General features: G+C 41.1%; 17 protein-coding genes and 1 tRNA gene. 10 read left to right on the top strand and 8 right to left on the bottom strand.

The features are described from left to right. Window positions 1-198: hypothetical protein (locus B9G53_RS27260; protein WP_176453136.1), on the top strand; the 198-nt coding region annotated here is incomplete at its 5' end. A 109-nt stretch (window positions 199-307) separates the two neighbouring features. Here the strand turns inward: B9G53_RS27260 and B9G53_RS07135 are convergent. Then, window positions 308-1,060 (bottom strand): hypothetical protein, encoded by a 753-nt coding sequence (locus B9G53_RS07135; RefSeq protein WP_094530637.1) that lies wholly within the window; start codon window positions 1,058-1,060, stop codon window positions 308-310. A 94-nt stretch (window positions 1,061-1,154) separates the two neighbouring features. On the opposite strand from B9G53_RS07135, the gene B9G53_RS07130 reads away from it, so the two are divergent. The 7 genes from B9G53_RS07130 to B9G53_RS07100 all read left to right on the top strand — a co-directional run bounded on the left by B9G53_RS07130 (window position 1,155) and on the right by B9G53_RS07100 (window position 12,177). Beyond that, window positions 1,155-1,226, top strand: a tRNA-Ile gene (locus B9G53_RS07130). Between the two features lie 149 nt (window positions 1,227-1,375). After that, the gene (locus B9G53_RS07125) at window positions 1,376-2,536 is read left to right on the top strand and encodes a site-specific integrase (RefSeq protein WP_094530634.1); all 1,161 of its coding nucleotides are present in this window, start codon (window positions 1,376-1,378) and stop codon (window positions 2,534-2,536) included. 14 nt (window positions 2,537-2,550) lie between these two features. Continuing rightward, window positions 2,551-3,354, top strand: a complete 804-nt coding sequence (locus tag B9G53_RS07120) for a hypothetical protein (protein ID WP_094530632.1) — start codon at window positions 2,551-2,553, stop codon at window positions 3,352-3,354. A 94-nt stretch (window positions 3,355-3,448) separates the two neighbouring features. Beyond that, window positions 3,449-3,706, top strand: coding sequence for an AlpA family transcriptional regulator (locus B9G53_RS07115; protein ID WP_094530630.1), 258 nt, complete (start codon window positions 3,449-3,451; stop codon window positions 3,704-3,706). Next, window positions 3,706-6,201, top strand: coding sequence for a phage/plasmid primase, P4 family (locus B9G53_RS07110; protein WP_094530628.1), 2,496 nt, complete (start codon window positions 3,706-3,708; stop codon window positions 6,199-6,201). The genes B9G53_RS07115 and B9G53_RS07110 overlap by 1 nt, the downstream gene beginning before the upstream one ends. A gap of 73 nt (window positions 6,202-6,274) precedes the next feature. Beyond that, window positions 6,275-9,589, top strand: coding sequence for a DEAD/DEAH box helicase (locus tag B9G53_RS28420; RefSeq protein ID WP_141211728.1), 3,315 nt, complete (start codon window positions 6,275-6,277; stop codon window positions 9,587-9,589). Between the two features lie 2 nt (window positions 9,590-9,591). After that, window positions 9,592-12,177: a tetratricopeptide repeat protein gene (locus tag B9G53_RS07100; protein ID WP_094530624.1), complete on the top strand. Its 2,586-nt coding sequence runs from the start codon at window positions 9,592-9,594 to the stop codon at window positions 12,175-12,177. A gap of 48 nt (window positions 12,178-12,225) precedes the next feature. Here the strand turns inward: B9G53_RS07100 and B9G53_RS07095 are convergent, their stop codons facing one another. From B9G53_RS07095 to B9G53_RS07080, 5 genes are all read right to left on the bottom strand, one after another. Next, window positions 12,226-15,417 carry a type I restriction endonuclease subunit R gene (locus B9G53_RS07095; RefSeq protein WP_094530622.1) on the bottom strand — a complete coding sequence of 1,064 codons (3,192 nt, stop codon included), beginning with the start codon at window positions 15,415-15,417 and terminating at the stop codon, window positions 12,226-12,228. A 210-nt stretch (window positions 15,418-15,627) separates the two neighbouring features. After that, window positions 15,628-15,786, bottom strand: a complete 159-nt coding sequence (locus tag B9G53_RS27255) for a hypothetical protein (protein WP_176453135.1) — start codon at window positions 15,784-15,786, stop codon at window positions 15,628-15,630. Between the two features lie 71 nt (window positions 15,787-15,857). Continuing rightward, the gene (locus B9G53_RS07090) at window positions 15,858-17,531 is read right to left on the bottom strand and encodes an ATP-binding protein (RefSeq protein ID WP_094530620.1); all 1,674 of its coding nucleotides are present in this window, start codon (window positions 17,529-17,531) and stop codon (window positions 15,858-15,860) included. Further along, window positions 17,528-18,733, bottom strand: a complete 1,206-nt coding sequence (locus B9G53_RS07085; RefSeq protein ID WP_094530618.1) for a restriction endonuclease subunit S — start codon at window positions 18,731-18,733, stop codon at window positions 17,528-17,530. Before B9G53_RS07085 ends, B9G53_RS07090 begins: the two co-directional genes overlap by 4 nt. Then, entirely contained in the window at window positions 18,730-20,817 is a 2,088-nt protein-coding gene (locus tag B9G53_RS07080) for an N-6 DNA methylase (protein ID WP_094530616.1), read from the bottom strand. The genes B9G53_RS07085 and B9G53_RS07080 overlap by 4 nt, the downstream gene beginning before the upstream one ends. 212 nt (window positions 20,818-21,029) lie before the next feature. On the opposite strand from B9G53_RS07080, the gene B9G53_RS07075 reads away from it, so the two are divergent. Further along, window positions 21,030-21,572, top strand: a complete 543-nt coding sequence (locus B9G53_RS07075) for a hypothetical protein (RefSeq protein WP_094530614.1) — start codon at window positions 21,030-21,032, stop codon at window positions 21,570-21,572. A 651-nt stretch (window positions 21,573-22,223) separates the two neighbouring features. Continuing rightward, window positions 22,224-23,084 (top strand): lipopolysaccharide assembly protein LapB, encoded by an 861-nt coding sequence (locus B9G53_RS07070; RefSeq protein ID WP_094530612.1) that lies wholly within the window; start codon window positions 22,224-22,226, stop codon window positions 23,082-23,084. A 32-nt stretch (window positions 23,085-23,116) separates the two neighbouring features. Here B9G53_RS07070 and fmt read toward each other — a convergent pair whose 3' ends face one another. Beyond that, entirely contained in the window at window positions 23,117-24,064 is a 948-nt protein-coding gene (gene fmt / locus B9G53_RS07065) for a methionyl-tRNA formyltransferase (RefSeq protein ID WP_094530610.1), read from the bottom strand. Window positions 24,065-24,119: 55 nt separating this feature from the next. Further along, a complete protein-coding gene (locus B9G53_RS07060; protein WP_094530608.1) occupies window positions 24,120-25,913 on the bottom strand; it encodes a DUF389 domain-containing protein in 1,794 nt (597 codons plus the stop codon). Between the last annotated feature and the right edge of the window lie 259 nt (window positions 25,914-26,172).

The following is a 26,172-nucleotide window of genomic DNA, read 5'->3' as shown; positions in this document are numbered from 1 at the left end:
CAAGTGGCTCAAAGTTCTATCGACAATGAAGCCCTAATTATTCAAAATTACTTAACCTTGCGCGAAACCTTTGGTGGCACAAGCGCCATGACTAAATCCCGCGAACGCGCCGAACTAGCGAGACAGGCGATCGCGACTAATAATCTTTCTCCCCAGAGATTTTCATTTCGCTCTAACCGTCAATCAAGATTTATCTAAAACAAAAGGCTTTCTTTGCAAGTCATTTCTTTTATAGAAATAAATAAAGGCGGCGCTTTGCGCCGCCTTTATTTATTTGGTTTTGATCGAAAAGTGCAGCAAGCCGATGTCAGCGTCGATTGAGTTCCACTGTGCTAGGAGTTAGTTGGTTGGGAATAAACAAGCTTCCCGATGGCTGTGGCAAAATCTCGATAATCTCGACAGTAACTTGTCTAGGATTGCTTACTAACGCTGCGTCCCGATCTTCCCAGCGGTTGCGGATAGGTGTTAGTTCGACTGGTGTAGACAATAAAGATGGAGATGGACTGTTGGCATTATTCGCAACAGGGCGATCAAAATTGTCATAGGTGCTGCGACTGCTGGTATAAACCCTCTGACGTAAAGCGGCAATTCTTGCTGCGATCCGCGCATCAGCATCCTCAGAAACGGCTAGAGGATCACGCATGGAATTGTAGGCTCGGTCAACTCTGTTGTATATCCTTTTGCGATCGCTAATATTTGCCTTAGCTACAAAAGCTGGTCTTGTCAGTCCCCCTAGCTCTTGCTGCGATCGGGCTTGCATTTCCGCAATAATCTCCGCCTCATCCAAGAAGAAAGAAGTTTTTCCATCGGTTTGACTTTGAGGAGAAGCTTTTGGAGGCTCTTTGGGCTTGGAGGCTGGACTTGCCTTAGGTAATTTTATCCCCGCAGGTGAAGGGTTAACGCCTTCCAGTGCTTGTTTACCAAAGCTATAGGCTACTAGCCCAGCGACAGAACCGACAACAATCATGGCAAATAGCAGCACCAGACTATAACTTAGTCTAAATTTTTTAGGTGGCTTTTTTTTCTTGCGGAGACGCTTTTGGGGTTGGGGTGTTGCCATCACAAACTTGTTTAGCTAATAATTGCTATTAGGCAACCTGCAAGGTAGCTTGCCTGATAGCATATAATACTTACGTCTATAATCACAATATCCCCCAAGGTTGGCTGACTGGTAAAGCAAACGACTCATAATCGTTGATATGTCGGTTCGATTCCGACACCTTGGATAGGGCAAGCAGCCTACTACGACTAAATTACACCGTGTAAACACTTACACGGTTGGACACTTTTAGACACAATTAGCTTGTTTTTGACTATCAAATGACTATCAGATTTGCTATGATAGTCATAAGCAAACGAGTTGATAGTCAAGATTATGTACACACCTAAAAACCGTCAAAGCTGGGGTACAGTTACTGTTGAGTCATTTCGGGAACGACTAAGGCTAAGATTGCCAAGACAGGTGTTTGAGGGCAAGCAGAAGTACTTGGCTCTTGGACTTGCCGATACTAAGATTAATCGTAAAATTGCAGAGGCGAAGGCTCACGAGATCGAGTCTGATATTGTTCTTGAGAGATTTGACTATACATTAGACAAGTATCGCCCCACTCATTTAAAACCTTTGACTATCAAGGATAGTCAAACGACTCTAAGTCTTGGGGCATTGTGGGATAAGTATATGGAGTTTAAAAAGCCGATCGCCTCTCCTAGTACTATTGGCAATCAATACGCAGGATTTACCCGTGCGATCGCGCTGCTACCATCACAAAATTTAAGAGACTCTATACTGATTCGAGATTGGATCGTCGCTAATAAGCCGCCTAACGCAGCTAAGCGCTTGATTGTGCAACTTAATGCTTGTTGTAAATGGGGCATGAAATCAGGACTAATCACTGAAAACCCATTTTTAGATATGGCATCTGAAATCAAGTTGCCTAAAAATCAGCGTGGTGAAGATAACGAAATTTCTCCATTTAATAGAGAGGAAAGAGATCTAATCATTGAGGCTTTTGCAAAGCATCCGCACTATCGCTATTACACAGCCTATGTCCAGTTTTGCTTTTTTACAGGTTGCAGACCTAGTGAAGCGATCGGACTGCAATGGAAGCACATTGATTTTGATAACAGTGTCGTTAAGTTTAGACAGGCTGTTGTTTTTGGTGAAGGCTATCAGCCTACAGTCAAAGATGGATTGAAGACGCAAGAAAAACGCGATTTTCCAATTAACAATCAACTGCGAGAAATTTTGATTGCCCACAAGTCGGAAGGGGCAAAACCTAACGACTTTGTTTTCTCTGCAAAGGAAGGCGGATTTATTCGGGTTAACAACTTTGCAAATGTGGCTTGGCGCAAAGTTTTAGAAAGTTGTGGGATTGAGTATCGCAAACCCTATCAGACAAGACACTCATTTATTACGTTGTGCCTTGATGCTCATATCGAAGTTAAAGATGTAGCTAAGTGGGTTGGCAACTCTCCAGAGATTATTTACCGTCACTATGCTGCTCATTTGCGTAGCCTTGTTGTACCAGAGTTATAGCTAGTTTATTTACCATGTTGATATATCCTGAGATTCCACCACCAATCAATCTAAAAGCTGCTTTAGATTTCATCAGTCAGATGCCTTATTCGCTACTGCAAAACTATTATTCTTGGTATATCCCATCGTCTAAAGCAGAGAAAGAATTATTAGAGTCTATAAATTTGGCGTATAGAGACGAAGCTAAATGGATAGCTCATTACTTGTTTATTGATAGAAACACTATAAGCGATCTTGATAAAAGCCTATCCAAGGAAAAGGCAAAGATATCAATTGAGCAAAAGAATATCTGCCTTCAACTAAGCCTATATTCAGAAAGCTGTAGAGATATATTCCCTATATGTGAATTTGATCACTTATGGCTATGGTTATTTTTACAATCATCATCATGTCTGGATGATTTGAGAAGTAGGGGTATCCCAGATGGTGTACCCCAAATATCTAGTAAAACTGATAAGCTTCGTTATCAATCTAAATCAATCTCAAAATATTCGCTATCAAATAAGACATTAGCGCATCAAAGAAAAGACCCCAGTATTAAACCCAACAAAGTCAAATTTAGAGAAAGTCCAGCCGCAGAGTTTGATTTTAAACATGATGTTTATCATTTAATTAACACATGGGCTTATCGTCTGGCTGAGCAAAATAAGCGTTTTAGAAGGGACTACTGGGAGCCTTATCTAAGAAAGTTGTCTAGTTTTAATAGTCTAGTAGAGAAAAATCCTAGTATTCAGTCTAGATATCTCATGCCAAGTGGTGAAATATTTACTACGGGAAAACGCATCAAAATCCCTAAAGGGTTTGGCGTAAAATTGTAAAGAATTTGTTACATTTGCTGTTTTTGTTCTGTCTTATAGACCTCTATGAGGTTTGTCTGAAAAATGGGTATCTGTAAATAGATTAAAAAAGTCTATGGATACCCAATTTTGTACAAAGAAGTCTCTGTGTAAAGCAACAGGACTATCAAACTCCACATTTAAGAAATATCGCTTACAGGGGGCTTGGATTGAGGGGATTCACTGGCAAAGGGTGAACTCTCGCTGTGTGCTGTATAACCTGTCTTTAATTTTGGATTGGCTAGCAAATCGTAGTCAGCCTGAGCATCATCAAAAAGCCATTGATTTCTATGTGCGATCGCTTCCTTCTAATCAAGGCAGGAGGAAAGCATAATGCTGATTCCAAAACACGAAGCCGATCTAACAAGCTCTGGTCTAACTCCAAGACAAATGGATATAGCTGGACATTTCTCTGCTGATCAGGATACGGCTAAAGAACTTGTAGGATGTGCTATTTCAGGACTAATCCTAAATTACTGCGATCATTTAGGTAAGCCTTATTTGAAAAAAGATGGTCAGCGATTTTACCGAATTAAACCTGATTGGGGGGATCGCAAGACTGATGATAGTCCTAAGTATCTAAGTCCAAAGGAAGAAGGTTGCCGTCCCTATTTTTCAAGGCTATATCCTGATTGGGTAAAGGCAACTAAATCTACAAAGATAGCTCTATGGGAAACTGAAGGAGAAAAGAAGGGAGATTGTGGCTGTGCTAATGATTTAGCAGTGATCGCCTTCGGTGGGGTTGACGGATGGGTTGATAGTTGCGATCGCAATGGAGACAAAAAATTACAAACATCTCGCCAGTTACCTGAACTTGATGTAGTTGACTATAAAAATCGCAAAGTTTACCAATGTTTCGATTCGGACATTATTGAGAAAATCCCTGTTCAAATCGCTTTAGCTAAAAGAGCTTATACACTCACCCAACAAGGCGCTAGTCCTTATCTAGTTCTGTTACCTAATGAAATTGATGGGTCTAAGAATGGACTAGATGATTTTGTAGTTAGGCATGGAATCGATGCACTAAAACTATTGGCAAAAGAGGCTTATCCCACTCCTTATAAAGTCAATAAACAAAAAGACTCTGAAGCGGGAGAAAAAACAACGCATTCTCTTACTCTCTCCGAACCTGAACCTCATATGCAGGCAGTTATGGCTTTTACTGTCCTTAAAGATGCATGGGCTTATAGACCTCCGATCGGTTGGTATGAGTGGCAAGGGACTCATTGGAAATTATCGACGCAGGAAGAGTTTGAAGAAACTTTGATGCGATTTATGGATGCTCAAAACTGGAAAAAACGTAGCTCTGGAATTATTACATCTGTAGTTAGACAGTTAAAGTCGCGTTTGATGGTTAAAGATAATCTCTGGAGTCCATTTGGCAAAATCTCGTTTATCAATGGTACTTTCGACGCAGTATCAGACACATTTAAAACTTCTCACAATCCAGTTGATCGCATTACACAGCTACGCCCTTATAAGTTTGACCTTAAGGCTCAATGTCCAAATTGGCAGAACTTTATTTATGAAGCTATGGAGAGAGATATTGATCGCGTAAATCTAATCCAAGCTATATTTCGCTATGCTGTCTTACCAAGATGCAAAGATAGGAAGGCAGAGATCGAGAAGTCATTTGATTTCTTTGGGCAAAAGGGAACTGGCAAAGGAACTACTCTAGATGTTTTAACTAAACTAGTTGGCTCTAACAATGTTGGCTCTGCTAGTATGGAAACTTTTAAAAATGCTTTGGGGTTAGGGCAACTGCTAGATAAGGATCTTGCTGTTGATTATGATGCATCAGGTTTCTTGAGCAATATAGGGACGTATAACAAGGTTGTTAGCAATGAACCTGTAGAGGTCAAAAAGCTCTATAAAGATACTTGTACGGTTAGGCTTGGGGTATTGGTAGTAAGAGCATACAACTCTATTATTAGTGTGCCAGATGGATCGGAGGGACTAGACAGAAGACTTACGGTTATTCCATTCAATCATCAGCCTGAGTCCGTCGATACTAACTTATCTCAAAAGCTTGAGCGTGAACTATCAGGAATATTTGCTTGGTGCTACTCGATCTCTCATGAAGAGATGAAACGTCGGATAATGACGGCTGGGGAGATTAGCGCGATCGCCGCAATGAGCATTGAGCGCTTTGAAGCGAATAATCCTGAGTTTAGATTTTTGGTTGAGGTTTTTCCTAATGGGAAAGTATCTATCAAGGCTAAAGACTTCTATCAGAGTTATCGAGATTGGAGTAACTACAACCAACATCGCCCCAAAAGCAACGTTAAATTTGCGAGTATTGTCCAGATACTTGGCTGTAAACGCAGCAACAAGACTGGGGGATGCTACTACTACGAAATCCCTAGAATGTCCACCTTTGATGTTCCTTCACATTTGGGGATAGTTAAGAGACAGTTAGGGGATAGTAGTCGAGACAGTTCAAACCTTGATATAGAGACAAATAGGGATAGTTGGGGACAGTTTGAACATAAAAATCAAAAAGAAATTGAACAAGGACAGATAGACAGTCAATTGAAGTATGTAGAAGATATACCTCTTCAACTGTCTACATCTATCCCTAATCATTATTTGGCGAGGGATATAGCCATCTCTTCAATACCTCTAAGTGTCTCAACTCTCCCTAAAACGGAGAAGTTCCAAATAGGCGATCGCGTTGTATGGATGGATGCATTTATAACACCAGCCTTAAAAAAAGGTGTGTGGGTCATTAAAGGGATACATGATGACTACTTTGATATATGCAAAGAGGACAACATTTCATTTAGTCAGAGAGTTGAGCTAAAAAATTTACAGAGAGCAATATGTTAGTTCTAGTTGTAATAGCTAAATATTTTAAGACTTTTTAAGATGATTTTGAGATCGCACTCGATAGGAAAGAAAAGTGATATCTTTAAAATATCATTGTGGGGTGAATGCGTTGGGAAATGCAGAAAGACTGTTTAAATCAGCTATTAGTGCGGATTTTTGCCTAACTCAGCTAAATTTACGTGGCTGGAAAAATGTCAGTGATTGGCTTGTTTGTTTAAATAAAAACTTTGCTGCGCCTTGTAATTTGCTGGTTGGCAAAAGTCTTTCGCCAGAGGATGAATTACGTTTTTTGTATGCGATCAAGGTGAATGATCGCCGTTTAGATAATCGCACGGCTCATACACTTAAAGAGCAAGTTCTTGATAGCTTTAGACATCAGCTAACGTTAGGTGTACCAAGTATTGATGATGAAAAGAGCTTGTATCAACTAGGCTTGCAACTTAAATCGAAACGTTTGGCAGTCAAGCTTTATCTACCTGCGCCGATCCGTTATAACTTTTACCTACTGAAAAGTGAATATAAGGCGCTTGGGGGATTTCTCGGTAACAATTTAAGTTTTTTGGGGATGGTCGAAGATGAGTCGGACAACTTTGAGGCGATCGCTTTCGAGAAATACGATCGCCAATTTCAAGAACGCTGGAATGATCGTTGGTGTGTAGATCTATCTGAGGATATTTTAAAAATCATTGAGGCAAGTTGGGCTAGAACAGAGCCTATTTCTCCGTATCACATTTACCTAAAAGTCGCCTATCAACTTTCTCAAGATGCGATCGCAGGTATATCTGAGTTTCGTATTCCCTATGACCTAAAGGATAGGCTGTTTGATTTTCAAAAATCTGCTGTTCAGATTGCTGCACAATATATCCAAAAGCGCAGAGGTGTTTTAGTTGGGGATGTAGTCGGGCTGGGAAAAACTCGTATTGGTGCGGTGTTAATTCGGATGTTTCAGCATGATGTAGGAATTAGCACCTTGATCATTTGTCCACCCAAGTTAGAAAAAATGTGGCAAAGCTATATTGATGACTATGGGTTGACAGCAAAAATCTTGACCTTGAGTAAAGTAAATGAAGAGTCACTACAAGAGATTCCCCCTCGTTTCCGTCTAGTACTTATTGATGAGAGTCAGAACCTTCGTAACCCCAAAGGTAGAAGGTATAAGGCTCTAAGAAAGTTTATCCTAGAAACTGATAGTAAGTGTATGTTGCTATCAGCGACTCCCTATAACAAGTCTTTTGTAGATCTATCAGCACAATTAGGCTTATTTATTCCTGAAGATCATCTTGTTGGTATACGTCCAGAGCAATTGCTTAAGGAAATAGGCGGCGAGATTGAGTTTATGAAAAAGCATCAGTGTGCTGTGACATCCTTTGAGGCTTTTAGTAAAAGCAATAGCCCAAGGGACTGGCAAGAGCTTATGCGTCTTTATATGGTGCGCCGCACCCGCAAGTTTATTAAGGAGAACTATGCAGAAATAGATAGAGATGGGCGAGCCTATTTGATGTCAGAGGGTAGGCGGGTTTACTTTCCTGAGCGCATTCCTAAAACCTGCACTTTCGAGATTGGCAGACCAACAACTGACCCCTATGCAAGACTTTATTCCGATCAAGTTGTAGAGATAATTAACAGTTTGAATTTGCCTCGCTATGGTTTAGCCAATTACATATCTGATTCTCCTAATCCTCCTCCAAATGCAGATGAAGAGGAAATTATCAAGGACTTATCCAGAGCAGGTAAACGCTTAAAGGGGTTTTGTCGAACTAATCTCTTTAAGCGTTTAGAAAGTTCTGGCGAAGCTTTTATTTTGTCCATAAAGCGACATATTCACCGTAACAATGTGTTCTTATACGTGCTAGACAACAATCTTGAAATCCCATTAGGATCTCAGGATGCAGCAAGTATGAATACCAGTATTGAAGATTCTGATCTAGAGATTGGCGAAAATTTGATCAATGATCTCAACTATAGAAATCTTAGCGCTAGGATTTATCAGCAGTACAGAACAAGATTTGCTAATAAATTTAAATGGATACGCTCAGATCTATTTGATTCAAGATTAGCAACCGATCTACGTGAAGATGTTGAAGAGTTAGAGAAGATTCTCAATTTATGCCCAGTTTGGCGAGAAGCCGATGATCGAAAATTGGCGCAACTGCTTCGCTTACTTACTGTTAAACATCGCACTGAAAAAGTCCTGATATTTTCTCAATTTGCTGATACTGTTAATTTTTTAATTAAGCAAATTCAGGCTAAAGGATTAGTCAGAAGTGCGGCTGTGACTGGGGATACTGCCGATCCTACGGATTTAGCTTGGCAGTTTAGTCCAAAAAGCAATAATAAAACTGTTACTTCAGAATTAAGGATTCTAGTCAGTACCGACATATTAAGCGAGGGTCAGAACTTACAAGATTGCAGAATTGTTGTTAATTACGATCTGCCTTGGGCAATTGTTCGGCTAATTCAGAGGGCAGGACGGGTCGATCGCATTGGTCAAGAGTCAGACAAGGTTTTGTGCTATTCATTCTTACCAGCAGATGGCGTAGAACAGATTATCAATTTACGTGGGCGGCTACGAAAAAGATTGCAAGAAAATAGAAATGTTATTGGGACAGACGAGAATTTCTTTGAAGATGAAGTACTTTTGGAAGAAGAACAGGAAGATAGAGAAATTTTAGAAAATCTGTACCATGAAAAATCTGGCATTTTTGATGAAGAAGAAGTTAATGATGTTGATCTAACTTCCGAGGCTTATCAAGTGTGGAAAAATGCAACTGAAAACAATCCATCTTTACGAAGGAAGATCAAAGAGCTACCTAATTGTGCTTATTCAAGTCTAGAGACTGATAGCGGTAGAAATATAGGTATTGTTGCGCTCATCCAAACTGGTGAAAACACTAATACTTTAGTAAAGGTCAATTATGAGGGAGCATTAATAGATCATTCACAGACGAATATTTTTCGATCTATTGCTTGTGATGCTAATACGGAGGCACTTCTAGATCATCCCGATCATCATGAATTAGTGAAAAAAGCAGCACAAATAGTCATTGAAGAGGAACAAAATTCTGGAGGACAGTTAGGAGGAGCTAAAGGTGCTAGGTTACGCACTTACGAGCGCATCAAAGGATATCTGCAAAATCTTGAAACGGAACTGGATGAGTTTGAGGTGGTGGAATTACAGAGGGCGATCGATGAAATTTACCATAACCCACTACGAGAAGCTGCGAAAAGGCGGCTAAACTCTATGCTCAATAGTAAGCTAACTAGCGATCGCCGCTTAGTTGATGTTGTACTTGAGTTATATAGAGATGGGAATAAGTTGTGTTTAACTAAAGAAGAAGTGGAACAGCAAGAACCGCAGCTTATCTGTTCTTTAGGTATTGGTGAGTAAGTATGCTTAATTACCTATACGACTTCGATTTTACATCATTATTTGTCGATGAACTGGGATGGGACTATCCCAGTAATAATGAAATTGAGTTGACGATTGAGAATCAAAATTACCACGTCAAACCGCTAGCAGAAAAGTATGGATTTGTCATATACGAATGCCGAGATATTGATTTAAATGAAATGCCAAAAATCTCGACTCGCTGTAAAATCAATGAAATTATTACAGAATACACCTATGAGCATTTGTTGATTTATATCGATCCTATTCAGCAAATCTGGCAATGGAATAATAGGCAAGGTAACTCAGTAAACTATCAAGAATATCTATTTCAAGATGAGCGTGATAGTCATGATTTGTTAAATCGTTTGTACTTGTTGACTTTTGAAATAGCCGAAGAAATAAACCTTACTATTTTTAAAGTTATAAAGAAAGTTACACAAGCTTTTAAAGGCAATACAAATGAAAGCAAATTTATTGATACTAATCAACTAATGACAGCATACCATTATATAGTTATTGGTGACTATATGATGAGTCAAGAAAAATATGAATTAGCTCTAAGATGTTATAAAAAAGTTTTAAGAGTTATTAATGATGACTATGAAGTATGGCACAGTCAAGGCAAAGCTCTTGTTGAATTAGGCTATTATGATGATGCGCTGATTTCTTATGATAATTCTTTAAATCTCAACCCTGACAACTATTTAGCTTGGTATGACAGAGGAGATTTGTTAAGTGAATATCAAGGAGATTTTTCACAACAAGAAGAAGCAATTAAGTCGTATGATAAAGTCTTAGAGATCGAACCCAGTATGCAGGCTGTATGGTATCGAAAAGGGGTTGTATTTTATTTTCTGAGTGAATATGATGAAGCTATTAATTGCTTTAATATAGCTTTAGAGATTAAGCCTAACGACTATTTTGCTTGGACTTGGAAGGGACAAGCATTATACCACTTAGATGAAAAGGAAGAAGCGATTTATTCTTATGACAAGGCAATAGAAATAAACCCTGATTATTTGGTTGCTTGGAAGGATAAAGGAGAAACTCTAGAGGAGTTAGGTAGGTATCAAGAAGCTTTATCTTCATATAATACTTCTATTTCCATATCTGATTTTGATAGCAGTTATGTACTTTATGTACGCTCTATTAGAGACAAATTATTAGACAAGCTACAAAAAGATAAAAAATCAAGTAGATATAAGATAAGGCAAGCTAACAAATTTAATGATCAAGCATCTAAATTAAATAAAAGTCAAAAATATGAAGAAGCATTTTTTGCTGTCAACGAAGCTCTTAGATTGAATCCTAAACAATATCAATCTTGGTATAACAGAGGATTAATCTTAAGAAGTTTAGATAGATATAACGATGCAATTAACAGTCATATAGAGGCATTTCGACTTTGTGGCAATGATTTTGATATGCCTTATGAAATTGCTTGCTGCTACGCTTTACAATGCAGGGTGAAAAGATCAGTTGAATACTTAAAGATAGCGATCGCTGCTTCTCCAGAAGTCTATATAAATCAAGCCCGTAGTGATTCAGACTTTGATCTGATTCGGGACTCTCCATCTTTTAAAGCACTTGTCAGTAATGATGAAGAGAAAGCCTATGAATTGTATAAACAGGCTCAGGAGAGAATGATATATGGTGAATATGACAAGGCAACTATAAGTTTTGGTAAATTTTTAAAGCTCCAGCCAGACCATGTAGAAGCTCTCTATGAACTAGCTTGTTGCTACGCATTGCAAAACAAAGTACAAAAAGCTGTAGAGCATTTAAAAGAGGCGATCACCTTATCCCCAGATAAATATCTAGCAAAGGCACTTACTGATTCAAGCTTTGAGTTAATTAGACATCGTAGCTCTTTTAAATCACTGGTCAGTAGTGACGAAGAAAAGGCTGATGATTTATGTACTCAGGCTAAAGATATGATGGCAATTGAGGATTATAGACAAGCTATTACAATCTACAATAAAGCTTTAAAGATTCAACCAGATAATGTTATAGCATTGCTTGATAAGGGATTTGCTTTATTCAAACTGGAGCGCTATGAAGAAGCTTTGAAGGATTTACAGAAAGCTACTGATTTAGATACTAAAGGATATATTTGGCATATTTTAGATTCTGCATATTGTCAATTTTCTGACCATGAAAATATTTTTACCTGCTACTCAGAAGCTTGCAAAACCAATCCCTATTCTCCTGAGATCTGGTATGGCATGGCGAGAATATATAACCTTCAGAAAATGTATGTAGATGCTGCCTCATGCTACGAAGAAGCTCTCTATCTTAATCCTTTACTATTACCTGCAAGAGTAGAACTAAGCCAAGTTAATGAAATTTTAGATGCTGAACTCATTGAGCAAGAAAAAAAGAAGAAAGCCAAAGAGCAGAAACGTATTGAGCAAGAACTAAAAAGAAAAGCTGAAGAGCAGAAGCGTAATGAGCAAGAAAAAAAGAAAAAAGCAGACGAAAAAGAAAAGCAAAAGCGCGAAGAAGATAGACGCAGGAGAGAAAGGGAAAGGAGTCGAGATCCTCTGTCACAAGTACTTGGCTTTATCAAGAAAATATTTTTTTGATGGTGATTTTAGCTGATTGACAAACAGAAATTTTAAAGAGCATAAACTTTAAGCTGCATAGGCATATATTGGCGATGGTAGCTTGGGATAGGCTCGAAATACATGGCGAAATACAGCGATCGCTTTATCATTGACATCATCCTCGGTGTAAGTGTCTACGGGCAACCCTGAATCATCACTGTAGAGAAAGTCATGAATCTTATTTTTGACGCGATCGCGGGTTGATTCTTTGTCGCACCAGCGATCGACTTGGAGATCTTGCGCTTTGAGCGTTGCTAGCAATTCAACCGAGATTTGCTTAATGCGCTTAATTTCGTTGGGACTGAGATCGGGCTTGAAGAGCAAATCATAGATCGCTAAGGATTCCTCATCTAGACCTTCACGTATGGCACGGGTTTGTTCGGCATCAAGGGTTTGCGTAAAATCAAGCAAAGCGGCAAAAGTGACTTCGATCGCGACTCGATCTTTTTCACTGTTATAGGCGGTAACGATCTCTTCGTAATGCTTTTGAAAGTCGGTACGCAGGGGATTTTGATTTAGTAATCGATTGAGTCGGTTTTCAATGGATTGCTTTAGATTCTGGATAGTAGTGTTTTTGGTGGAACTACGCACAAACTCGGCACGGAGGCGATCAAAATCAATACCACTGATATCAAAGATTGTATTGGGATTGGACTCTTCATTAAATTGAACGCTAATCGCATCATTAATAATGGGCTGAAGTTGGCGCAGAATATCGGTAATGTCTACACGATCGCGATCTGATTCGAGGCTTTTATAGAGGATATTGATCGCGCCATAGTATTTGCGATAAGCGTTGACACCTTGGCTATTGATACAAGCTTTAAATTTATTCAAGACATCTCGACACATTATTTCTATACGTTTGCGGGTTTGATCGTTTTCGTTGGCTGCTTCTTTGGCTGTGGCGATCGCTGCATTTTTAGCAAATCCTGTCTTGTCGATAATGTGGTCAAGGGAAGCATGGCGATCGCTTAAAAATACTTTTACTGCATCAATGGATTCAGCGAGATTTTCTAGTAGTTCTGACTCTGGCTTAGTGGGGTCGATATCTTCGTTTTTGTCTTGTCCCTTTACATAGTCTTTGAGAGCAGCACGAAGATTTTTGAGGATGCCGCAATAGTCCACAATTAAGCCGTTGGTTTTGCTTTCGTAGACACGATTTGCCCTAGCGATCGCTTGCATAAGGGTATGGGCTTTTAAGGGTTTGTCGAGATAGAGGGTCGAGAGGCTAGGGACATCAAAACCTGTGAGCCACATTGCACAGACAATGGCGACACGGAAGGGATGCTCGGCGTTTTTAAAAGCGGATTCCACATCGAGGCGTTGACCATCGGCTAACTCAAACCCGTCTTTGATCAATTTGCGATAGGGCAAGATATCCAAACCCCATTTACGGAATTTTTCGATTTCGCCTTGTTCTTCGCTGATGATGACAGCGCTCTGGGTTTCTTTCATCCATGCAATCTGTCGCCTTTGATAATTCTCATCTTGATCGCTAAGTGCAGACTTCAGATTTTTTTCTAACTGGAGGATATACTGCTGCCAGTATTTATCAATCAGTTGGTGCATTCGGATACAGGTGATTTTGTCTATGCAGATGAACATGGATTTGCCAGATTCCCAAGCTGTGGCATAGTGCTGTACAAAATCACGGGCGATCTGGTCTAGGCGTTTTTCCGCAGTGATGATGTGATAATCGCGTTTGAGAGCTTTTTGTAGCTTTTGCTCAACATCAACGTTATCTATCTCTAATTCTTCGACTTTTTGGGCAATGCGTTCATTCAAGTCTGTGGTTTCGACCTTGAGCTTTTCGCCGCGAGTGTCGTAGTAAAGGGGAACAGTGGCTTTGTCATCAACGGCGCGTTGGAAATCATAGGTGGAAATATATCCGCCAAACACACGACGGGTAATGTCATCGTCAGAGAAAAGGGGCGTACCTGTAAACCCGATATAGCTTGCTTTGGGTAAAGCATTTCGCATATTTAGAGACAGCAAACCATATTGAGTACGATGTGCTTCATCGGAAATGACGATGATGTCGTCTCTAAGGGAATAGGCTTGATCGACTTGTTGATTAAACTTTTGAATGAGGGTGAACACATGGCTTTTTTGCAGGCTGAGTAATTGTTGAAGATGCTTACCACCGCTAGAACGACAGGGATCTTTGTCGTTATTGACGACACCACATCCTGCGAAGGTTTTGTAGATTTGTGAATCGAGATCATCGCGATCGCTACAGATCACAAAGGTAAAGTTTGCGCCTAATTTGCGGTGAATCTTGCGGGTGAAGAATACCATTGAGTAGCTTTTGCCTGAGCCTTGGGTATGCCAGAATACGCCAAGTTTGCCTTGTCTGTCTTGGCGATCGCGTACTGATTGAACGGCTTTGTTGACACCGAGATATTGATGGTTTTGAGCAACAATTTTGATGGTTTTACCAGAGGAGTCGTCAAAGAGGATAAAGTTCTCGAAGAGGTCGAGAAAGTTGGTTTTGGTGCAGATCCCTTTGAGTAGGGTTTCCATATCGACAGAGCCTTTTTCTTCTTCTTCTAAGCGTTTCCATTCGTGAAAATGCTCAAAGCGACTGGATAAAGAACCGATTCGCGCATCAATGCCATTTGCTAAAACGATGAAAGCGTTGTGGTGAAATAAATGTGGGATTTGATCTTTGTATGCTGAGAAGTTTTGTTCGTAGGCGGCGCGAATATGTTTATCAACATTTTTTAATTCCATAAAAAGTAATGGAATGCCATTTACAAAACCAACAATGTCAGCACGGCAATGATAGAGATCGCCTTTGACCCAGAGTTCGCGGACGGCTAGAAAATGGTTGTTAGTGGGATTCTCAAAGTCAAAGATTTTGAGGCGGCGTTTTTCCCGATCGCCCTTGGCATTAGTAAAAGTAACCTGTACGCCATCTTTGAGGAGGTTGTATTTGTCGCGATTTGTGGCGAGCAGAGTTTGGGCGGTGCTGGTTTCGACTATTTGCCTGATTGCGTCTTGGTAGGCAGTTTCGGGGAGATTGGGGTTAAATTCTGTGAGTTTGGTGGCTAGGTAACGGGTGAGGATGACTTCGCGATCGCTCTCTCTGCCAAGTGTGCCATTTTTGCCAAAGGTTTCGTTGTTATAAGCATAGACAACATCCCACCCAAGCTCGTCGTGCAGATATTCGGCTGTGGTTTGCTGTACGAGGGTGTCTTCGTTGTATTTGGTCATGGTATGGCGATCGCTGTGGGATGGTTCGGCTAAGCTATATTTAGCTCTGCAATTCTTTATTATTCTCTAGTTAAAAGTTTAGCAATTTTAAGGAAAGGCTGATAACTGTTTCCTGAGTTGTAGTTAACGCCGCAAGAGATTTTTGCTGTTTAAGGTGATCGCGGCGATCGTGTTTGACTCTAGTCATCGAGCGATATCGATCAAGTTTAATCACTTGCGATCGATAGACTTTTGCATAGTAATCACACCTAAACCATTATCAAATAAAGGTTTTAGATCAAGACACTGCTCGATTGTCAAAATTTCTATCGATCGCAATTTATCCATGATGATCGATAGATTATTGTGCAGTAAATGTCGTGAAAGCATACTGCATAAGGATTTTACTTAAAAATACTTATTGGCGATCGATCAGTCTATCGATCGCCTTGTTCGATAGGCTAATGATTTTGATCGATAGAGTATCGCCGCCAGCGTTTTTCGCCTTCGGCTTTCACTGATTGGTTATTGGTTAAATGCTTGAGAGTACGCTTGAATCGGCTAAGAGGTAATTCTGGAGCAGTACGGTTTTGAATTTCGCTGATGCTTGATTGGGGATAGTGGCGCAAGTCTTCCAGAATTAAGGCTTCTAGGCGATGGGGTTCGATTCTTTGTAATGTGGTTTTGATTCTTAGTTGGGTCGATCGCAATAGTTCGGGGTCGATGTAGTAACGAGTTGCTTGACCTTTGCCGCTTTGTTTGACTAATTCATAGTTGGTTAATAGTTTGCCTAACCAAGGGGCGATCGCTTGCTTGTCTTCGGGTAATGTCAGTAATTGCCCCAGTTCACGGGCGCTTAGAGATTCATGCTGTGCTAGTAAGCAAAGGGTAATGCGTTCGCGTTGGGATAATTGATACTGAGCGTCGTCGATTTGGGCGATGAAGTCGATTACATCTTGTTTTAGGATTTGGCGATAGATGGTGACTTGGACGCGATCGAGTGCTTCACCTTCGCTAATTTCGGGTAGCGATCGCCCTTGAGATAGTAAGACCTCATAGATTTTGTCAAAGCCACTGCCTTCACGCTCCATAAACTTGAGGTCGTGAAATACCCTTGCGAGGTGTTCATTCCGTCTAACGGTTGTGTGCAGTATGTTTTGAGGCGTTACGCCTAGAGGTAATGTCCCTGCATTGACGATTTCGAGGCGATCGCGAAAGAGGTTAATAAAAATATCGCCGCGTTGGGTGTAGGGACGGTGGACAAGGGCATTTACCAGTAGTTCGCGCACGACGGTTTCATCGTAGAGGGGGAGGGTTTGGCGAAATAAGCCGTCGGGTAGTTCATAGCGTTCGCGAAAGTCGGGGATTTCTTGCCAGACGGTGGGAACGAGTTCTAGGGGTGATAGGGAGAAGTCATCCCATACTAGTTTGTTTACTTTGCGTTCTTGTTCGTCGTATTTGAGAAATTGGATGACGGGTGCTGTGCCGAGACGGGCGCGATCGCTTCTTTGTCCGATACATAAAATGCCTAAGTTAGTCAGCCATTCGCCTTGTGTCAGGAAGTAATGGTCGAGCAGTTCGGCATCGGTTTTTTCTTTGACGGATGGTTTGACGCGATCGGAGTTGCGGATATCTTGGCAAAATTTTTGAGTTTTGGTGGTATCTATGCGATCGCGTGGGACTTCTAGATTGGTGAGGGTTTCCCAAGGTGTGGCGGCGCGTTCGTTGAGTAGTCGTGAGACATCATCACCGAGTAGGGGCTTGCAGGTGTCTGCTATACGGATGTAGTAATGTCCATCGCTGGTTGAGGCGATGCTGTTGGATCGGGCGACGGTCAGCCGTATATATTCGCCGCCGTTTGTGGCGGTGTGTAGTTGGGGCGCGATCGCAACGTTTACGGTGAGTTCACCGATGCGTTTTTGGATTTTTTCGCGCAACTCGACGGATATTTTTTGATCGGCGGGTGGTTCGGCGCTGTCGTCTTCAATGCCGATCGCAATGATGCCGCCTTTGGCATTGGCTAAGCAAACACAGTCTTTTGCAAGTTCGCCCCAGTCTGCACTTTTGCCTGTGACAACTTTTAGGGATTTCTTTTCTAAAAATTGTGTTTCTGTTGAGTATGGTGATGGATTCATACGCTGATCGCTCCACTCATTAGTTTAGGCAGAAGAAGATCACGGGCTTGTTGTAGTTTTATATTTTCGTAGTGGAGTAAGGAACGTTGTTTCAAAATTGATTGAGCTAAATCATCAAAATATTCAAGAATTGGTAGTGGTGGAGTAAGAATTGATAAGCTTCTTAGAAACTTGAGGCTAAAGAATTTTTGGGATGTCCCCGATGACTGATTATTTAAGTCTTCTATTCTTCTTGGATCAGAGAAGAAGCCATACAAATAATTAGAATAAATCTTTTTATGAGGTTTGAATAAGGCTAAGTTTTTGATGCTAAATTCAAAATCTTGATCGACCAAAACAGTAGATCCTAGAGTCCCAATATTAGAGAAAATAATATCTCCTTTCTCTGGTTTACTTCTTTGCATGACCTGTCGATGATCTTCTTCAGATATAAAATAGCATTTAGAAAAGTCAATAAATCCGTTTATTATATGTCTTCCAGTAACCATGTAATATCCGTTATCAGTAGGCTTTGGACTGTCATGAGTCCCATCAATAACTACTGATAATTCTGTTATTTTCTTGTTCTCCCATCCTTCAGGGATACCATCTACAATTTTGCTGTGTTCGTGACTGGGGAAGCGGAGATGGACAAACCATTCCTTATAGAGCAGATGTAGCGATCGCTCAAGCAACTGAATACGCCGCCGATTATTTTCGATAAGGTCATCATAAGCAGAAGCAATTGAGGCTACTTTCTTTTGGGTATTAATATCAGGAATTTGTAATTTAATTGATTTAATAACTTCTGTAGGAAGTTTTTTTGTGCCGTGAGATGCCTCGCTTGCTAACTGCCTAATATGATCGCGCCTTGTATAGAGAGAGTAAAAGAGAAATACAGGATCTATATTTTCAGAGGGACATAAAGCCTTGAGATCTTGATTAAAAGTGACTGGAATTTTGGTTAAAGAAATTCTAAATTCACTTTCTAAAGACATTCCACGAACAACGAAAAGAATGGTATTTTCTGGAACTAAACGAGTTCCATTAGCAGCACCAGCTTCAGTTATATGTAATCCTGAGTCATAAATCCTTTGACCTTTGAGATCTTTGGCACTTACCCAAGCAATATCACCTCCCCAATATTCATCTTTTTGTTTGCTGGGCGTACCACCAGACATAAAAGTGACTATATCTCCCAGATCCTTATCTACCCATTTCATATGCCCAACTCCTTAAAATTTTGCGCGATCGCCGCCGCCAGATCCACCGCCTCAGCATTCAAACCCTCAAGCTCAATGTGAATATCCCGCAAAGTCTCCTCAAAATCAAAATCCTCATCCACCTCCTCAGGAGCAACACCCACATAACGCCCAGGGGTTAAACTCCAATCATTCGCCGCCAACTCAGCGTGATCGACCAGCTTCACCAAACCCTGCACATCCCGATACTTGCCATCAGGAAAACGTTCTGTCAGCCACACCGCCTGTTTATGAAAATAGCGCACCAGCTTTAACTGCTCCACCGCCTCCTGTCGTGCCAAATCCGCCGCCTTGCGTTCCTTCGTGACATCTCGACTCGACCAGCGATCGCTATCCTTCGCCGCCTGTTCCTTTTCGCACCAGTCCATCACCCGACAGCCCAACTTATAAACGAGATCCGCTTGCTTCACAAAATCACGGCTAGTTTCCGCAAGAGGAGCAAGACGAATTATCGCTTGATTTAGATCGGCATTAGTCATAGCTGCTTGCTTTTGCCATAACGCCAACTCGCGATCGCCATCCCCCCGAAATACCTCCACATCCTTGATTAAAGTTGTCAAACTCTCCTCAAACTCTTGCATCGGTGCGACTTCACCTTTGCTCACCTCAGAAATTCCCTTTACAAAAGGAGTCATCTTGTCTCGAAATAAAGCGATCGCCTTCGTATAACCATCAACCGACTCAAAACAACCATTGACAGCGCTTAACGTGCGATCGAGATAATCACGCACCAGATCGAGAAACTTGTCTTCCTGTCCCCGATATAGCCACACGATCGCCAAAAGATTTTGTAACTGCTCAGGACTAAAATCATAAATTTTGCGCGTAACTTTACGGTAGATATTCCGCGCATCCAACATCAGCACATGATCTTTATGTTGTGGCAACTTTGCCCGATTAAAAAACCACAACTCACAAGGCACAGTGCGCGTATAGAAGAAATTCGAGCGAATCGCGACCATCATTTCTACATCACCCGTGCCGATCAGCTTTTGACGTACCGTTGCCTCAGTTCCACCCGCACTCGAAGCCTGAGACGACATGACAAATCCTGCTCTGCCGCGATCGGTCAAATAGCTATAAAAATAGGTAATCCAAAGATAGTTGCCATTAGAAATCTTCTTGTTTTTGTTGACACTCGGCAAACCAAACAACAAACGCGGATCGTTTTTGACCTTCTCCTCATCCACCTCATCCACATTAAAAGGCGGATTTGCCATCACAAAATTAGCCTTACCCAACAACTCATGGGGATCTTCATAGTAAGTAATCGCCTTTTGCATATCCCCCTCCAACCCATGCACCGCCAAATTCATCTTGGCTAGCCGAATCGTCGTCGGATTTTTCTCCAAACCCTTAAAGGTTAATGAGTGCGGGTTGCCCTGTCGATCCTCCACAAAATGAGCGCTTTGTACAAACATCCCCCCAGAACCACAGGCAGGGTCGAGCAAAATACCGCGATCGGGTTCTAAAACATTGGCAATCAACGAAACCAAAGAAACAGGCGTAAAAAACTCGCCATTATCATGGGCTTTCAGATCCGCAAACTGCGTCAAAAAATATTCATAAATTCGCCCAAAGACATCCCCCTTAACCTGTTTTAACTCCTCTGGATTCAGCGATCTGAGCAACTGCCCCAAAACCTCATTATCTAGTTCTTGATATTCTTGCTTCGGTAGTTCCCCCTTCAACGTGGTGTAGTCCGACTCAATCGACTCCATCGCCTCTATGACAGCCTTAGCGCGATCACGATCGTCCCCTAGCGCTACTAAATAATCAAACTGCGCCTCTGGTCTTAAAAAGATCGCACTCCTCTGTGAAAAATCCTCTTTCTTGAGTTCGCGCACCTTACCGCCCCGTTTCGGCAAGTTAGCAATAATCTCATCCTTAACCGCCAAATAACGACTATAGGCATGACGCAGGAAGATCAACCCCATAACAGGCATGAAATATTCATTACTGGCATAGTTGGAGTTAGACCGCAACGTGTCAGCAGCACCCCACAGGCGCTTTTCAATTGCCTCAATATGTTCGAGTTGCCCCATATTTAACCCTATAACTTACCGACATTAGCTTGACTAGGCTCTAGCATAACCATCACTAAAACCATTCGATCCATGATCGAGAAATCATTATGACTTTGATTAACCGCAGATCCAAATAATTACTGGTGATTACTGGACTAGCTCTAAGTATTTAATTCGCTATTTTAGATATTTCAGCCTAGAAATAGCTTTAAGCATGATTTCTTAGAAGTATGACAGGTGCAAAAAGCAAATACACATCAGAGTTAGTTCAAGAGATCTGCGATCGCATTCGTGCCGATGGCAGGCTCGAATGCGTCTATAAATCGCCAAAACTCATTAGTAAAGCTAGTTTCTATGATTGGCTAAAAACAAAACCAGACTTTTTAGACAGCGTAAATCAAGCTCGGCAAGACTACCAGCGATCGCAACCAGAATTTATGCAAAGCTTGGCTCAAAAGGTTTTGCTTGAATATTTAGAAGGGCATGGCAAAGAAGAAATAGAGCGATCTTCGCAGATAATCAAAAAGTTTCGATTTAAAGGCAATGAAGGCTTACAACTTTTCGAGATCGATGAAGTCGAAACTGTAAAGACAACATACAGGAGATGCCCTGTAAAAGTCCTTGAGATGTTTTTCCCAAGACCTATGGCGATCGGGCAGGCAGTGGAAACCTTAGCTAGTGAAGGTGTACTAAGTGAGTCTCAACTTAAAAAGATCGTTACAATCATCGAAGAAACACAAACCAAAATAAAAGAAGCACTAAGCCACAAATAAAAACAGATATATAGCAGTTTGACTATCAAATGACTATCATAAGAGATATAAAAATTTCTAATCCAGTCTAGCAAATACTTTCAGCCTAACTAGTCATAGACTCATAATCGTTGATATGTCGGTTCGATTCCGACACCTTGGATTAAATGAAACAGTACTGAGTAAATAATTTTCACTCAGTAAATACTTATGTATGGCAACCCTAAATGGGTTGTGAGAATGCGTCCTTTCGGGGCGCACTCTCACAACTGAACAATTCTAGTTTTAGACTCATCTTCAAACAGATATAGCAATCCTAAATGGTTTGTGGAAGCGTCCCCCTTCGGGGGGCGCTTCCACAAACCCCAAAAATTTACAAATGATTTAGGACTGCTATATAGCAAAAAAAGAGTTAGCTAGTACAAACCAAAACCCAAGAATCGAGTGGCGGCGCAAAGCGCCGCCACTCGATTCTTGGGTTTTATGTCCTAAGCAAAACTTGCTTTGCGATAGGGTTAATTTTATTTTGTGATGTGGTCTTGTAAAAGAAGTAATGGGTTTTCAAAACTCAAAATGGCTTAGCCATTTTGAGTTTTGGTTTTATGTCTTAACAAGACTGGCTCTAGTTACAGTTGGGGTAGACTATGATGTATTTGATTTAGGGTAAATATCGTGACACAACGTACAGCAAGGCAATGGATTATTAATGGGGTCTTAATCGTAGTTACGCTCTCGTTTTTGGGTGTATCGATCGCCCCACTGCTTGGTGGTTTATTTGCCCCACCTGCTCAGCAAGCGGCTACTAACCCCAACCAAAATACATCAGAGCAAGAGCGGATCAAAATTCAGATCGAGGGGTTTGAGGCTGTGCTAAAAAGCGATCCTAAAAATCAAACTGCGCTAATTGGTCTTGTAAATCTTAGAAATCAACTTGGCAAAGTTAAAGAAACCATCGAACCTTTGCAAACCCTTGCTGATACTTTTCCCGATCAGCCCGAATATCGGATGACCTTGGCACGTACTTACATCGAACTCAAAGATCCTAAAAATGCATCAGCAGAGTACCGCAAGATTTTAACTACTAAACCAGGATATATCCCCGCAATCCAAAGTCTAGTTAGTATTGAGCTAAACGACAAACGCCCTGAAGCAGCGATCGGAATTCTCCAAGATACGCTCAAGACTGCGGAAACCGCTAACAAAGTCCAAGCAAATACAGTGGATACTGGTTCGATACGTTGGATTCTTGGAGAAGTGTATCGTCAACAAAATCGGATTGATGACTCGATCGCTACTTACGAGCAAATGATCAAAGAAAATGCCAAGGATTTTCGTCCCTATGTTGGCAAGGCTCAATTAAGACAAGTTCAAGGTAAGGAAGATGAAGCTAAGAAACTTTTTGATAAAGGGTTAGAGCTTGCTCCTGCTGAATTTAAAGATGAAGTAAAACGTCTGGCTGCTCTTCCTCCCCAAAAGGCTCCATTCACCAATCCTGCACAAACACCTAGCGACACTCCAGTTAAAAAACCATAATATAAAATAGGCGGCGCTTTGCGCCGCTTATTTTATGACAAAGACTCACCGATCGCTATTCTCATACCATTCACAAAATCCCAACCTGATTGTAATTTCTTACCTGCTGGTTGCACTTCTTTAACTAACAACAAACCCTTCCCAGTTTGCACTACAAATCCCTTACCTTTAAGAATCTGGTCTATTTTCCCCACATCTTCAAGATTGCTACTTTCTGAAATACCTTCTGAAATAAGTTCTGTCTTCGTAACTTTCAACCTTTGCCCACGAAAATCTGTATAGCAATTGGGATAGAAAGCACGAATCCGATTATGCAATGCGATCGCCTCCAACTTCCAGTCAAGTTCCCAATCCTCACGCCCAATCATTGGTGAATAGCAGGATAAAGTATCGTCTTGAGGCTCAGGTGTAATCGTGGTCAATTGACGCAGAGTATCAACTAATAAATCTGCACCTAAATTAGCTAATTTCCCGCTTAAAGTATCGGTATTGTCTTCAGGCAAGATTTCTAATTCTGCTTTGAGTAACATCGCGCCCGTATCAATGCCTGCATCCATTTGCATGGTCGTAATGCCTGTAATACTTTCACCATTAGCGATTGCCCATTGGATTGGAGCCGCACCCCGATATTTTGGCAGCAATGAACCATGCACGTTAATGCAGCCATACTTTGGCATATTCAGGATTTTTTTGGATAGGATTTGACCGTAAGCTACAACTACAAATACATCGGCTTCAAGTGATTCCAGTTCCGCGAGTATAGTTTTATCCTTTTTGAGGCGTTCAGGTTGCCAAATTTTGAGGTCGGGATTTCTTGCGATCGCGGCAGCTTTTACTGGCGGTGGACTGACTTGGTTGCCGCGTCCACGCCTTGTGTCGGGTTGCGATACCACGCCCACCACTTCAAAGTCTGGCTCGGATAATAATTTTTCTAAGGTAGGAACAGCAAAATCGGGAGTTCCAAAAAATACAATACGCATGATAATTCAAATAATAAATCAGCTATGCTAAGCAAAACGTAGCATAGCCGATTTATTATCCCTCTTTTGGCTTGACCGTAAACTGAAATAACACTTTCCCATCCTGTTGTAAATTGGGGGATTCGGAATCTGTGATATTGAGATTTTGAGTAATATCTAAGCGATCATTGGGAATTTGCCATTTAGATTCTAAATACGAGGCGATCGCTTGAGTCCGCACTCTTCTTAACGCATTACTCTCTAGATTCCGTAAACTGACTGACATCAATAACTTGAGATTAGGATAAAGTTGCAGTAAATTCCCAACTTGATCGAGTTTAGTACTGGCATCGGTAGGTAATGATGTTCTATTCTCTTCAAAAATAATTTCCCCACCACTAGTATTGATATATTCTAAATTTACTTTTGCCTCAGCTATGCCGATCCTTGTCTTCACATCTTGAATTACTAAGGCTTGGGCATCTACACTAATTGGGCGATCGCTCAGATAGGTAATTGCTAATAATACTGACTGAGATCTGCCCGTAGTCATGGCATAGTCGAGTAATTGTGCATTTGGTGGTAATGATAAATTGGCGATCGTCGCATCAAGATCTTGCAAGAGATTAAACTGCAATTCACTTAGACTAGGTGGTTGAACCGCCACAGGTAAAGCAACTTCTTCCTTCTTAGCCAAGATCTCATTGGAAGCAGTGGGAATCTCAGTGAGAATAAATTGAATTTGTTGAGGGTTTTTTCCAAGTTTTTGGGCTAATTCTTGAACATACTCTTCCTTCTCAGTTGCCGAATAAAGCTTGCTAGTAAATACATTTAGTCGCAGCGTCACGAACTGATTTTGTTCTGTAATCGAGATCCGCTCAATCGAAGAGCGTGGTTGACCATTGTTCTCATTACTAAATCTCGACTGCCAAATATTAGTCGCATTACGGCGCAGAGCGTTTTGTTGTTGTTTTTGGGTGACCTCTTCGCCTAATCTGCCAAAGGCACTACTGAGAGGAACTAAAAGAGCTAGAACCGTCAATAATACTACTAACAATCTCCCTGGTAAGCTTCCAATGGGACGCAATCGCTTTAAGAAAACATAACGACCTAAGAAATTTTGCACAGCAAGACTTTCGCGATCAGCAGATTCCCACAGTTTTACTCTTTCACGCACCGTTTCCGTATCAATGTGCAGCATCAGAAAGACTAGCAATGAGGCAAAGGAAATCGCCACTAAGTTAGTCAAGAATAGTAGTCCGCCACCTCTAGCAATTTGGAAACCCTCACTCCAATTCAGACTAAAAGCAACACCAACGCCAAAACCGACTACACACAATGGTGGCATCAGAGCCACAGCAATCGATACGCCTGGGATGGAAGTTACTACACCTTTTATAGGACGGCAAATGGCGATCGCGCCGATCGCGCCCGAAAACAGAGCCACTCCTAAGTCCAACGTATTCGGAGTTGTCCTTGCCAAAATTTCATTAGTTGCTTCCTTAAAGGGCAATGCGAAAATTAGCAATACTGCAAAACTAATTGCTACAGAACAACTCAAAGCAAGATTCGCGATCGCCCTTGCCAACAAAATAAAATCCCCAGCCGCCAAAGCCAATCCCAGCGAAAGAATTGGTCCCATCAAAGGGGAAATTAACATCGCTCCAATAATTACCGCAGGGCTATTTAGCACCAAACCTAAGGTCGCGATGCCCGCCGCAAAAATGATTTGCAACCAATAGGTTGTATCTCTTAAAGTCGCGGCTTGCGAAATTTCTAGATACACCTCAGTTTTGCGTTGCTCATCCACGCCCATTTGTGCAGCAAGGCGATCGCGATAAGTTTGCCAGAAGTCTATATATTTAGCCATATTGGTAAATTATCGGTTTTCAGTGTCTAAAAAACAATTAAACCCCCAATATTATCGAGGCGGGCTAAGCCCGTCTCGATAATATTGGGATCGCCCTACTATCGATCCAAAGACGGATTCTACTTTGACTTGGACAGATCCTAGTAGACAGTCAAAGGATAATTGACGGGTAAAATAAAGGCATAGGAAAGAGCTAAGGAAAAAGCTATGCCAGCAAAACGATACAAAGTGAAGTTAAGTGAAGAAGAACGTCAAAAGC

Source organism: Pseudanabaena sp. SR411, from assembly GCF_002251945.1.
Taxonomy (GTDB): domain Bacteria; phylum Cyanobacteriota; class Cyanobacteriia; order Pseudanabaenales; family Pseudanabaenaceae; genus Pseudanabaena.
The sequence above is the reverse complement of the archived record's forward strand: the minus strand, read 5'-3'. Positions and strand labels throughout refer to the sequence as shown.

Bases quoted from the DNA above. Each gene is read 5' to 3' on its own strand.
- B9G53_RS07135 (WP_094530637.1), bottom strand. From the start codon at position 1,060: ATGGCAACACCCCAACCCCAAAAGCGTCTCCGCAAGAAAAAAAAGCCA.
- B9G53_RS07125 (WP_094530634.1), top strand. From the start codon at position 1,376: ATGTACACACCTAAAAACCGTCAAAGCTGGGGTACAGTTACTGTTGAG.
- B9G53_RS07120 (WP_094530632.1), top strand. From the start codon at position 2,551: ATGTTGATATATCCTGAGATTCCACCACCAATCAATCTAAAAGCTGCT.
- B9G53_RS07115 (WP_094530630.1), top strand. From the start codon at position 3,449: ATGGATACCCAATTTTGTACAAAGAAGTCTCTGTGTAAAGCAACAGGA.
- B9G53_RS07110 (WP_094530628.1), top strand. From the start codon at position 3,706: ATGCTGATTCCAAAACACGAAGCCGATCTAACAAGCTCTGGTCTAACT.
- B9G53_RS07100 (WP_094530624.1), top strand. From the start codon at position 9,592: ATGCTTAATTACCTATACGACTTCGATTTTACATCATTATTTGTCGAT.
- B9G53_RS07095 (WP_094530622.1), bottom strand. From the start codon at position 15,417: ATGACCAAATACAACGAAGACACCCTCGTACAGCAAACCACAGCCGAA.
- B9G53_RS27255 (WP_176453135.1), bottom strand. From the start codon at position 15,786: ATGCTTTCACGACATTTACTGCACAATAATCTATCGATCATCATGGAT.
- B9G53_RS07090 (WP_094530620.1), bottom strand. From the start codon at position 17,531: ATGAATCCATCACCATACTCAACAGAAACACAATTTTTAGAAAAGAAA.
- B9G53_RS07085 (WP_094530618.1), bottom strand. From the start codon at position 18,733: ATGAAATGGGTAGATAAGGATCTGGGAGATATAGTCACTTTTATGTCT.
- B9G53_RS07080 (WP_094530616.1), bottom strand. From the start codon at position 20,817: ATGGGGCAACTCGAACATATTGAGGCAATTGAAAAGCGCCTGTGGGGT.
- B9G53_RS07075 (WP_094530614.1), top strand. From the start codon at position 21,030: ATGACAGGTGCAAAAAGCAAATACACATCAGAGTTAGTTCAAGAGATC.
- fmt (WP_094530610.1), bottom strand. From the start codon at position 24,064: ATGCGTATTGTATTTTTTGGAACTCCCGATTTTGCTGTTCCTACCTTA.
- B9G53_RS07060 (WP_094530608.1), bottom strand. From the start codon at position 25,913: ATGGCTAAATATATAGACTTCTGGCAAACTTATCGCGATCGCCTTGCT.